General features: G+C 33.7%; 9 protein-coding genes. 2 read left to right on the top strand and 7 right to left on the bottom strand.

All coding sequences use genetic code 11. From position 1 onward, the window contains the following. Positions 1–458: 458 nt before the first annotated feature. The 6 genes from H5T45_01120 to H5T45_01095 form a co-directional block, all read right to left on the bottom strand. Positions 459–1,538: an NERD domain-containing protein gene (locus H5T45_01120; GenBank protein MBC7128318.1), complete on the bottom strand. Its 1,080-nt coding sequence runs from the start codon at positions 1,536–1,538 to the stop codon at positions 459–461. Between the two features lie 3 nt (positions 1,539–1,541). Further along, positions 1,542–1,991, bottom strand: a complete 450-nt coding sequence (locus H5T45_01115; GenBank protein ID MBC7128317.1) for a hypothetical protein — start codon at positions 1,989–1,991, stop codon at positions 1,542–1,544. A gap of 453 nt (positions 1,992–2,444) precedes the next feature. After that, positions 2,445–3,356, bottom strand: coding sequence for a hypothetical protein (locus H5T45_01110; GenBank protein ID MBC7128316.1), 912 nt, complete (start codon positions 3,354–3,356; stop codon positions 2,445–2,447). Then, the gene (locus H5T45_01105) at positions 3,353–4,780 is read right to left on the bottom strand and encodes a hypothetical protein (GenBank protein MBC7128315.1); all 1,428 of its coding nucleotides are present in this window, start codon (positions 4,778–4,780) and stop codon (positions 3,353–3,355) included. Before H5T45_01105 ends, H5T45_01110 begins: the two co-directional genes overlap by 4 nt. A 1-nt stretch (position 4,781) precedes the next feature. After that, on the bottom strand, positions 4,782–5,711 hold the full coding sequence (locus tag H5T45_01100) for a hypothetical protein (GenBank protein ID MBC7128314.1): 930 nt from the start codon (positions 5,709–5,711) through the stop codon (positions 4,782–4,784). A 37-nt stretch (positions 5,712–5,748) separates the two neighbouring features. Further along, entirely contained in the window at positions 5,749–6,033 is a 285-nt protein-coding gene (locus tag H5T45_01095; GenBank protein MBC7128313.1) for a PRC-barrel domain-containing protein, read from the bottom strand. A gap of 46 nt (positions 6,034–6,079) precedes the next feature. On the opposite strand from H5T45_01095, the gene H5T45_01090 reads away from it, so the two are divergent. Together H5T45_01090 and H5T45_01085 are read left to right on the top strand one after the other, a co-directional pair. After that, positions 6,080–7,180: an exonuclease SbcCD subunit D gene (locus H5T45_01090; GenBank protein ID MBC7128312.1), complete on the top strand. Its 1,101-nt coding sequence runs from the start codon at positions 6,080–6,082 to the stop codon at positions 7,178–7,180. Then, on the top strand, positions 7,177–9,582 hold the full coding sequence (locus H5T45_01085; GenBank protein MBC7128311.1) for an SMC family ATPase: 2,406 nt from the start codon (positions 7,177–7,179) through the stop codon (positions 9,580–9,582). The genes H5T45_01090 and H5T45_01085 overlap by 4 nt, the downstream gene beginning before the upstream one ends. Here H5T45_01085 and H5T45_01080 read toward each other — a convergent pair whose 3' ends face one another. Next, positions 9,583–11,670: a sodium-translocating pyrophosphatase gene (locus H5T45_01080; protein ID MBC7128310.1), complete on the bottom strand. Its 2,088-nt coding sequence runs from the start codon at positions 11,668–11,670 to the stop codon at positions 9,583–9,585. It abuts the gene before it with no gap. Positions 11,671–11,937: the final 267 nt, after the last annotated feature.

The raw sequence follows: 11,937 nt of genomic DNA, 5'->3' as shown, positions 1-11,937 counted from the left end.
AAAAAATATCCTTTGTTAAATATTTCTTTATAACTATCTACCCATTTTTCATATCCTAATAATTTAACTTCTTCTGCAAATTTTTTACTCTCTCATTTAGCTAAAGCATTTTTCTTAAGAGAAGACTTTTCAGCAATATTTTAATTCTTTCTTGAAAAATATGTTTTATCCCCATAAATTTTAGAGCCAAGCAGTTATATGCTCTATAAAATCTTCAAAAAGAGACGAATTTACATTTCTTCAGTTATTGCAAAAGCTAATATTTCCCCTTTGCTATTGCACAATTTATGAAGTTTATACCATTTTCTATTGTTTTTCTCCTTAAATTTTATTGCCCTCTAATTTCCTTTTAAAAGAACTATCGAGCAGGATTTCTTTGGGATAGTTTAATAACTTAAAAAATTCATAAATATTGTCTGGAGATTTTATTGTAGGCAAGAAATTACTTATCTTTTCTCTTAGTTCGGCTTGCATTTTTTCCCTTCTTTTTCCTCGTTTCTTCTTTCCATTATTATATCCTGAAATTGTTCAATGCCCCTCATGTTAAACCATACTCTTTTTGGGCTAGGTAATAAACTTTTGCCATCTTTTAATATTTCAACTTGTACTCCCTCTTTTTTATGAGAAATGAGAGGACCAACTCTAACACTCAAACCTTCTTCTTGCATATCTATGTCCTCCCTCTCTAGTTCATCCCACGAGTATTCCACATTCTGGATATAATTCTCAACATCTTCCCATATTTTGAGTGGCACTCTTACTGCTGCAGAAATATATTCCTTTCCAGTAATTTTATTTCTTACAAAACAAACTACAGGCATATCCTTTTTCTCAATAGGAGGGTATCTTATTACATATTCTTGGTAAGAGTTTTTCTCGAGAACATATTCTTTATAATCTCCTTCTATTTTTGGAAACAAATATTTTATCTCCTCATATTGTTTATCCAATGTTGTTTTCATCCAATCTGAAAAATTCTTTTCTTTAAGAGCTAATTTTTTTGCTATTTTTTCTATTTCATCTATACCCCCTCTTATCACATGAGGCGATCTCTGAATTATTAATTCTTTGCCTAAGTCATCCAAAGATATTGTACGAAACCATTTTTTATTTTTTTCACTACACTCTACACCGGAACAATCTGCTCCATAATCGCATACTACCCAAGCACAGACATCAAAGCGAATTTTTACAATACTTTGATAAGTTTTATTCAGATGCTCGAATAACGCATATCTTTTTCTTATGCATTGCTGAAAAGCGTTTTTTTCTTTTTTACCGTTTACTTCCCAATCACCATTTTCTTTTCCTTTAATAACTCCACTCCAACTTTTCATTTCAATAATAATTATCGCACTTTGGTTGAAAAAGATTAAATCAATTTCTTCTCCTTCCAAGAATAAACTAGCAAAAATTACAACAAAATCTCCTAAGCTATCTATATTTTCCTTTATTATTGCCAGTATCTTATTAAATTCTTCTATTTCGTGTCTATTTTCAAACGATTTTCCAACATACAATTTAATATTGCTGTTCATGGTTTATTCGTCTTCCAACTTTAATTTTGCCCAAATAATTCCTCCCCCTTCTATCCGTTTTGGCTTCTTCCATTCTCTTGCATCTTCTAGTACCCAAATATAAACCATATCTTTTTGTAATTTTTTTGGAATCAAATATTTCGGATAGTAGTCCCAATATTTTTTGCCAGCAAGTTTAATCAGTTTTTCTTTTACCATATTTGGCTTTACTTCAATGCAATCTTTTATTTCCACACTTCCTATTGCTCCTATTTTATTTTCTATTTCTTTTAACTCTTTTTCGCTTGCATTTCTCAGCCAAACATCATCTATTCCTCTTGTTGCTATAACTGCTACTCTTCCCCTTCTCTTCGTAGGAATGGAACGAACCAGAAGATGCAATTTTCCTTTTACTACATCATTTGCCCATGGCTGAAAAAGTTTAAACCCTGCCTCCAAAATCCTCTTTGCCATATATGTAAATACAAAACAAATTTAAATTATTTATTATTTTTGGCTGGGCTTGATTTGCAATTTCTAAACCTGATACAAAACTCCTTTTCCTTCTTAATTTTCTAATAAATTAGAATATAGTTGAAATCATATTTTACTCTTTTCGAGAATCATTTAGTTTGATGGACGCCATTATATATATTTAACTAAAACTAAAATGTGTTTAAAAAAGTCTAAGAGTTTTGGAGCACCTTTTTAAAAGGCTGGCTTACTAGAGGCGAGATATACATACATTTAACTAAAATGTTTAAAAAAGTCTAAGAGTTTTGGAGGAGCTTTTTAAAAAATTGGTTAGATTTTTATCAATCTCAGGGTGGCGGAGCAATATATACATTTAACCAAAACAATTCGGCTTCTCTTGGCTTACAAAAAATTTTAATATTAAAAAATCAAAAAACTCCCACCCTCAGCGCTTCAGGAAGAAGTATCAATTATTTCAAAACCCATTTCTCCTTCTGTTCCTCTTATGTGATATTCTATGCAATCATCTGGTATTTTTAAATTTTTGTAGAAAGAAGTATTTCCATAAACATTTATTGTATCATAATCCCAGACATAATCGCTATAATTTTTCTCTGTGATTTTTGTATCCATATCATATAATACTATCCATATTGGGCTTGTTCCGTTGCCTGGTTCGCCTTCATCATTTAAATCCAAATGGAAAGTTTGATTTAAAGTAAAATTCTCATTGGGTAAAACATATATTGGACCTGCTTGCACCCAATCTATTCCACTCGAAATATTTATTACCAAATCTATAAGGTTGTCACTATCCCCCATATCAGATGTAATCTTTATATATTTTATAACTACATCCACACTCAGATTTCTTATTGGATTTATATCCTCTCCATCTCTTACCCCATCTCCATCAACATCAGGATTTCGAATATATTCCTTTATTTTTTCATCATCTATCCCAATGCCTCTATAAAAATTTATTTCTTCATAATCGCTACCCCACCATACATTATCACCATCTATATCGTCTTTCCAGTTGGCTGGATTTGTTTCAAAAATTTTTATTTCTTCAAAGTCAGTTAATCCATCTCCATCTGTATCTGTCTTGCATGGATCACTTGGAAAAAGATTTCCTGAATAAGGACTTTCTTCAAAATCAGTTAATCCATCTCCATCTGTATCTGTCTTGCATGGATCACAAGTAACATTATATTTTACAGGATTTTTCTCTCCAGCATAAATCACTGTTATACTCCATCCAGTTTGCTCAATTTCATCTGGCAATCCATCTTTGTCCATATCCTCATTTTTAATGCATCCAAAAAGCAAAAAAATAGCAAAAGCAACCAGAATTTTTTTCATTTTTTCATTTTTTCGATTAAATCAAAATCCCTGTTAATTTTTTCTCTTATTTCATTTCCCATCTCCCTTATTTTTAAAATTTCTCTTTCTACAGAAAGCTTGTCTCTATCAGTTCTATCAAACAATTCCTTAATTTTTATTTTGTTTGGCTCAATTATTTCAAATTTTTCTTCATTTATTTCATATTTTGGAATATCTGGCATTTCAACTCTTTTTGGCTCTGCAGGATAAATTTTCTGTACATCCTGCTTTACTCTTTTTTTTCTTCTCTCATATAAATCATCTATTTTTCTGCACTCTTCTTTCCATGCATTTTTCAAATCTTCGTTCATTTTTTCATAAGTTTTAATTATCTTCTCTTCTATTTTTCTTTGCTTTTTATTTGCAATTTTTCTCAACTTTTTAATTTCCTTTTCTTCTTCAGAATAGCTTTTGCAGAAATATACTGCGGATTTCCACGCCTCCTTTAATTCTTTTTTCGCTTTCTTTCTCTCGCTTTTATTCATTTTCAATAGCTCTTCCTTTTCCTCAACCCACATCTTGGGAACATATGTACATAAATTATTCCTCCTGTAAAAAACAACTCCCAAAGCAACAAGAATCAGTAAAGACGGCATCGAACTGGCTAAAGCAACAATCTGCCCCAATGTGAGATGCCCTCCCTCAAGAACAACCAAAATAGACATAACTTTACTTGAACCGCTTGAAATCGCATCAACCCTATACCTGATAAAATACACAGTCCTCTGAAGATATAACTTTTCATGAGGCACAACAAAGCTTAAATAAGTCATCTCCTCCCCTTTTGGTGGGATTATAACAGGATTTTGGGATACTGTAGCCAGCCACCCCGAAGGGCAGTAATCAATTATAATTGAAAATCTTTCCTCGTAGTTTCCATAATTCTTTATTTTAACAGGTATGGTATAGTATTGCTCCTGTTTTGCTTCTATATAATTTCTCTCCATTTTTACATCAAAAGTGTGATATGCAGATGATTTAATCTGGAATGTATAGTTTGCGGGATGAATATTTCCCCATATATCATATAGCTCACCATGCAGAGTTATGTATGCGTAATTTGATGGCCTTTCAGATGCAACAACCCTAATTTGCCCTATTTTTGTTTCATTTGGATAAAAATAAGCCCATTCTGGGTCAACAAACGCCTGCCAGCCGCTTCCTTCTACTTCCACACTGAATTTAACATAAAATGCATAGTAATTTTTTTGAAAATTTCCTCCGTTGTAATATTTGAATTTAAACCAGTATGAACCAAATGGCTCAATTTCAGCAATTGATTCATTAACCGCTTCAATTCTTAAATTTATAAGAAATGGGTATTTTTCTTCAGCATAAGAGAATGGAATAAAAATTGTCGTGAGAAATAGAAAAAAGATTAAAGGAAGGAAAAAAGGTCGCATGTTACTTTCTTTTCCTTAACAAGAGGCCTGCTATAATAATACCTGCTATTAGTAGAATTGAGTCAAATCCTGGAATGTAAAATCCCCTATTTTTTGCCAAAAAGTAAGCTGTGACAGTATGAGTATTTACAAGTTCTATTTCTTCTGTTGACCTGCTCCATGTTCCTCCTTTCTTTACCCAGTAGGGAGTTTCTGCTATCGCTTTTGCACTTATAGCAAAATCCTGCCATTTGTTATGATATGAAATTGCGGTTCCGTGAGGAGAAGTTAATGTTATTTTTACAGTTTCATACGGGAAAGTTTCATCTCCCGCCTTCTTTGGGTCTATCACAACCTGAGGAGGACTTATAACATAGTTCCATCCTTCTGGCTCTTTTTCAGGATAGAGATTTACAATAACTCTTGAATTCCCATAATTAACTACTTCAACAATAAATGTTAGCTCTCTATCTGGGGCGGTCCTTTCAATAGGAGTAACGGATCTTATTGCAATCTCTGTAAATGGATTATAACCAACAACAAGAGTAACCTTTGCCTCATCTATCTGGCGGAGGGCGCCGCCACTTATCAGCCTTCCCCTGAGGGATATCTCAACCGTTGAAGATGTGCCTGCGACAACATCATGTTTGGAAACTTTTAATAGAACCTTTACTGTATAGTGCTCTCCGGGTTTAAGGACAAATGTTTGAGGATTTGATGCAACTGTTAGCCAATCGGGATATGTTGCACTGACATCTACATATATAGGCATAAAACCAACTAAATAGGGATTATATACTACATCCAGAGAGATTTCTTCCTGTCCATACCTCTCAACATAAGCTATTGATGAGCTTGGCGTTGCATCTATTTTACCCCAGGAGATTGCGGAGCTATTGCCTGCTAAAATAATCGAAAAACACGCCACTACAAACAGCAACTCTTTTTTCATTTTTATCCCTCAATATCTGTTATCATTTAATTAATATTTATTTTTTTTCTTCCTCAGTTTCTTCACTTCTTTCAGCGGGCATTTCAACCCTCTCTGGCATATAGCTCAGAATTATTATGTCCCCTACCGCAGATACCCACCTGTATGGCACACCTATATCTGTACCACTTGGAACAATCTCTCTGTTTGTATCAGTTATTATAAGCTTATCTACCTTGCATCCTTCCGTATCGACAAGAACTTCTTTTACCTCTCCCACATATTTTCCCTTACTCGTATAAACAGGCATATTAACAAAGTCCGTTACTTCCATTTTGATCACAAGTCATAATACAAAATTATTTTAAATATTTATTCATTTAACTTTCGTGAAAATTTTTCATGTTTCAGATACCCACCTTGGATATTCAGCCTATCATAAAATATCAGAAGAGGGATTAAACCAGAGAGAGGTGGATGTATATAATTCTTTTGAGCAATTTGTAAATTACTCCATAGAAAAAAAACCTGATTTAATAATTCATTCAGGCGATTTATTTGATAGCGTTCGCCCAAACAACAGGGCAATAGTTTTTGCTATAAAACAATTAATTCGCATTTCTGAGGCAAAAATTCCTTTTATAATAATATCAGGAAATCACGAAACACCAAAATTAAGAGAGACAGGTAGCATACTGAAGATATTCGAGCACATACCTTACATTTATCCAGTATATAAAGGAAAATTGGAGGAAATAGAAATTGGTGAAGCCATAGTACATGCAATCCCTCACTGCTTTTCAAATGAAGAATTGAAGAAAAACATAGATAGTTTAAAGATAAGAAAAGATTTTTTAAATATACTTACCATGCATGTTGGAATTATTGGAATAAAGGAATTCAGGAGCGGTGATTTAAACGAACAGATTATACCTTCTGGCTATCTGTCAGAGGATTTTGACTATATTGCACTTGGGCATTATCATAAAGGTGTGCAGGTAACAAAAAATGCTTATTATAGTGGCTCAACAGAGCATCTTTCATTTAAGGAAGCGGGTGAAACAAAGGGATTTTATGAGGTTAATATTTCCGATAAATTGGAATTGAATTTTATTCCTCTAAAAGTCAGGGGTATGATTGATTTGGGAAAAATAGATTGTTCCGAAATTTCATCTGATGAAATAATGAAAGAGTTTTTAGAAAGAATTAAAGAATATGATATAAAGGAAAAAATAGCAAGAATAGAATTTAAAAGTATAAGCAGGGAAAAATACAAAATGCTTGAATGGGAAAAAATAAAAGATGTAGCATCAATTGCACTCCATTTTGAAATTATTCATGAATTTCTTGAAATTGAAAATGTGAAGGGAAAAACAAAAATTGGAAGTATCGAAGAAGAGTGGAGAGAATATATAAGTCAGCTGAATATAAAGGAGAAAGAAGAACTGGAAAAAATGGCACTTAAATATCTTGAGGAGGCGAAAACTTGAAGCTTATAAGCCTTAGATTGCATAATTTCAGAAAATTCAGAGATGCAGAAATACAATTTCCAACTGGATTAATCGGGCTCGTTGGCAACAATGGAGTGGGTAAATCAACAATAATAGAGGCAATAGGCTGGGCAATTTACGGGAGCAGGGCTTTAAGGAACAGGGACCAGAAGCAGATAAAAACACAATGGGCGCCGCCGGGCGAGGATTGCTGGGTTAATTTGAAGTTTGAAATGGGAGGAAATGTTTATGAAGTTACGAGAATAATGAGTGGAAATTCAACCGATGGGAGGGTAAAGGTAAATGGGAGTATAATGGCTTCTTCTTCCGCCAGCGTTACCGAATTTCTTGAGAAAAAAATAGGGATGGACTGCGAATCTTTCTATACATCTATATTTGCAAGGCAGCAGGAGCTCAATGCTCTTTCAAATAAATCATCCTCTGAAAGAAAAAAAAGCATGCTAAAAATGCTGAGGATTGATTTGCTAGATGATGCAATTAAAAAGGTTAGGGAGGATAGAAGAAATAAACAAGAAATTCTTGACTGGATAGAAAAAAATTTGAGAAATCTTGATGAATTAAAAAAGAGTTTAGAAATAAAAAAAGAAAATTTGAATTATCTAATCAACAAAAAAATGGAGATTGAAAATGAAATAAAAAAAATGTTAGAGGAACTTAAATTTTTGGAAGAAGAAAGGAAAAGAGAGAAAGAAAAGGCGGAGAAATTTAAAGAGCTTAGTAACAGCAAAAAACTTCTCGAAGAAAGAATAAAAAACAAATTTGAAGTAAGGGAAGCAAAGTTAAGGGAAAGAGAGGAAATTTTGGAAAAGAAGAGAGAATATGAAGAGATAAAAAATTTTGTGGAAGAATATGATAAAATTTCAGTTATAAAGGAAGAAATGGATAATACTCTGGAGAAATATAGAAAGAAAAAGATGATTGAGGAAGAATTATTTAAAAAAGATAAGGAGATTTTGCACCTTGAAGAGGAAATAAAGAAATTATCCAGCCAGGCGGAGGAAGAGAAAAAATTGATTTGTGATATGGAAGAAATAGAAAAAAGGATTAAAGAAGTAAATGAGAGGAGAGAAAAAATTGGAATTGAAAGAAATGAAAAAAGTGCAGAAATTAAAGAAAAGGAAAAAAGAAAAAAAGTTTTGGAGAAAAATTTAAAAGAATTAAAAGAGGTAGGCGAGGAGAGTAATTGTCCTACTTGCGGCAGGCCGCTTAAGGAGAAATATAAAGAAATACTGGGTAATATTGAAAAAGAAATAGATGAATATGCCAGAAAGATAGAGGAAATAAGATCAGAAATTAAGGAAATAGAAGAGGAAGATAAAAAACTTGAAGAAGAGAATAGAGAAAATGAGGCAAGAAAAAAGAAAATGGAAGAAATTGCAAAAAAAGTTTTATTATTAAAAGAAAAAATAAAAATTTTTGATGAACAGAGGAATATTAGAATAGGAGAAAAAAATCTGCTGATTTTGAAAAATAAGGAATATGAAGGAATTTTATTTGATGAGGAAGAATATAATAAAATCTCCAAAAGATTAAAAGAACTTTTGCCGATAAAGAATAAAAGTGCCATTCTTGAAAATGAGATAAAAAAGATTCCTCAGATGGAAAAGGAGATAGAAGAAATAGAAAAGGATATATACTTTATTTCTTCCCAGATAGATAGTATAAAAGCAGAAATAGAGAATTTATCTTTTGATGAAGAAAAATATACAAGAATTGAAAAAGAACATGAAAATCTAAAAGAAAAAATAAATGGTAAGGAGAAGGAATTCATAAGGTTGGAAGGAGATATAGATAATATTAAAAGAGAGATTGAAAGAATGGATAAAGAGATAGTAGAAGAGGAAGAAAAGAGGAAAAAAATAAAATTTTTGAGGAAAGAGATTGCAAATCTTGAAATGCTTGCTGGTGACAGAGAAACTGGTTTGCTGAATGATTTCAAAAGATATTTAATTTCAAAAATTGGTCCAACTCTTTCAATGTTTGCATCTCAATTTTTCTCAAAATTTACTCAGGGGAAATATAAAGAAATAGAGATAGATGAAAATTATAATATCGGCATCTACGATGGAGGGGAAAAATTCGATATAGATAGATTTTCTGGAGGGGAGAAAGATATTGCAAATCTTTCTTTAAGGCTTGCAATTTCTCAATTAATAAGCCAGAGGAGCGATGTATCCTTAAATCTGATTGCTCTTGATGAGATATTTGGCTCACAGGACAGGGAAAGAAGGAGAAGTGTTTTAAATGCACTTGCAGAACTAAAAGATCAATTTTCTCAGATTATTCTTATAACACATATAGACGAAATAAAAGAATCTCTTGAAAATGTTATAAAGATATATGAGAATGAGGATGGCTCTTCGAGAGTAGAGATAGAATAATCAGAAGATAGAAAATTTTAAGATAAAAGTAGCGAAAACTATCGAAACCATGCTCATCAATTTTATTAAAATGTTTAGCGATGGGCCAGAAGTATCTTTTAGAGGATCCCCTACTGTATCGCCGATTACCGCCGATTTGTGCTGCGGCGAGCCCTTCCCTCCAAAAGCCCCATCTTCTATGTATTTCTTCGCATTATCCCATGCCCCACCAGCATTTGCCATAAATATCGCAAGCATGAACCCACTTAGCAATGAAGCAATGAGCAAGCCAGCGAGCGCCTCCGCCCCAAGAGTCAATCCAACAGCAATTGGCACAATTATAGCCAGCAAAGCGGGAAAAATCATTTCTTTCTGGGCTGCTTTTGTTGTTATATCAACACATTTTCCATAATCTGGTTTTGCGTTTTCGTTGAAAATTTTCTTAAATTGATTTCTTATTTCTTCAACTATTTTTCCCGCCGCTCTTTGTACCGCGTTTATTGTAAGAGAGCAAAAAAGGAAAGGAAGCATTGCTCCTATTGTCATCCCAGCTATAATTTTCGGGTCGAGAAGGCTTAGTTCAAAACTTCCTTTTATTTCAAATGCTCTATCCCTATATGCTGCAATTAATGCTAAAGCGGTTATCGCTGCTGAGCCAATGGCAAATCCCTTACCAGTTGCAGCTGTTGTATTTCCTAAAGCATCTAAAGCATCGGTTCTTTTTCTTACCTCAGGCTTTTGACGAGTAAATTCTGCAATTCCTCCCGCATTATCAGCTACAGGTCCATAGGCATCCGAAGCGAGAGTTATACCAAGTGTTGATAGCATTCCAACCGCAGAAAGGCCAACCCCATATATCCCTATTGCTCCATCTCCTTTTCCGGCTAAAAAGTAACTTGCAATTGTTGCAATAGCAATTATAATCGCTGGCAGAAATGTGCTTTTCATTCCTGTTGCCATTCCAGAAAGAATTACTGTTGCAGAGCCAGTATTTGAAGAAGAAGCCACTTCCTTGGTTGGCTTGTAATTTGCAGAAGTGAAATATTCAGTGTTAAACCCAATTGCTACTCCCGCAATCAATCCAGATAGAATTGCAAAATAAATTCCAATGTATTCTTTTCCTAATATGAAATAAACCGCAAAGAAAGAAAAAATCGCTACTAAAATTGAGCTTGTTATTATTCCTCTCCTCAAACTTTTTAGCAAAACCGCATAGCTTGCTTCCTCTTCTGCTCTCACTAAAAAAATGCCAAAAATTGAGCAAATAACTCCAAGAACAGCCACAACCATCGGAATTGTAACAGCCTGCAAAGCAAGCCCCCTACCATAAAATGCAGCAGTTGCAAGAGCCATCGTTGCGATAATTGAACCAGCGTAAGATTCATATAAATCAGCTCCCATCCCCGCAACATCCCCAACATTGTCTCCAACCCAATCAGCAATTACAGCTGGATTGCGAGGGTCATCCTCAGGTATTCCAGCCTCAACTTTTCCAACTAAATCCGCTCCCACATCCGCAGCTTTTGTATAAATTCCTCCGCCCACTCTTGCAAAAAGAGCAACTGAACTTGCCCCCAAACCAAAGGTTATCATCGTGCTCGTTATATTTTTTATTGTTTCCTCAAGACCGAGCCCCTGCATGCTATAATACCATTTCAAAAAGTAAAACCAGACACTCAAATCAAGAAGGGCAAATCCAACCACCACAAGCCCCATTACCGCCCCGCTTCTGAAAGCAATTTTTAATCCTCTATCCAAACTCTTTTTTGCTCCGTTGGCGGTTCTTGAGTTACTTTTTGTTGCTATTGTCATACCAATGTAACCGCATAAAGCAGAGAAAAATCCTCCTGTAAGAAAGGCAAAGGGAACAAAAGGGGTTAGCAGCCCCTGCAAGGAAAGAAGAACAATTATCGCCACCATCACCCCAAAAAAAATCGCTATTGTTTTGTACTGCCTTTTCAAATATGCTTTCGCTCCTTCCCTGATAGCCTGAGATATTTTCTTCATTTCTTCGGTTCCTTCTTCTTCTCTTAAAACTTTAATTGTTAAATAAACCGCAAACAAAAGCGCTAACAAGCTTCCTATTGGTACAAACAGAGTTGCATCCATGGCAGGATATAGAAAAAAACATATTTAAAATTTGGGAATTCTTTGCTGTGTTGAATAGGCAGATACAGATTTACCGTTTTTAAATCTGTATTTTGTTATTGTGAGAGCTCAGCAATAACAAATTTTTCAACAAAATAGTTTGTGTTTTGCGGTTGTTATTCCGTAAAAATGCATGATCGATTTGAAAAACAAGCAAAAATACATCAAATCAATTCTTTTCTAATCTAACCGTTTGTGAATAAAAGGCAATGATTGAACAAATGTTAA

The sequence above is a fragment of the Thermoplasmatales archaeon genome, assembly GCA_014361245.1.
In the GTDB taxonomy this organism is placed as follows: domain Archaea; phylum Thermoplasmatota; class E2; order UBA202; family JdFR-43; genus JACIWB01.
Note: the sequence above shows the minus strand (reverse complement) of the source record. Positions and strands in the feature narration are given on the sequence as shown.

What these genes read in the sequence shown, in the direction of transcription:
- H5T45_01110 (MBC7128316.1), bottom strand. Translation starts at nt 3,356, where the DNA reads ATGAAAAAAATTCTGGTTGCTTTTGCTATTTTTTTGCTTTTTGGATGC.
- H5T45_01120 (MBC7128318.1), bottom strand. Translation starts at nt 1,538, where the DNA reads ATGAACAGCAATATTAAATTGTATGTTGGAAAATCGTTTGAAAATAGA.
- H5T45_01105 (MBC7128315.1), bottom strand. Translation starts at nt 4,780, where the DNA reads ATGCGACCTTTTTTCCTTCCTTTAATCTTTTTTCTATTTCTCACGACA.
- H5T45_01115 (MBC7128317.1), bottom strand. Translation starts at nt 1,991, where the DNA reads ATGGCAAAGAGGATTTTGGAGGCAGGGTTTAAACTTTTTCAGCCATGG.
- H5T45_01080 (MBC7128310.1), bottom strand. Translation starts at nt 11,670, where the DNA reads ATGGATGCAACTCTGTTTGTACCAATAGGAAGCTTGTTAGCGCTTTTG.
- H5T45_01100 (MBC7128314.1), bottom strand. Translation starts at nt 5,711, where the DNA reads ATGAAAAAAGAGTTGCTGTTTGTAGTGGCGTGTTTTTCGATTATTTTA.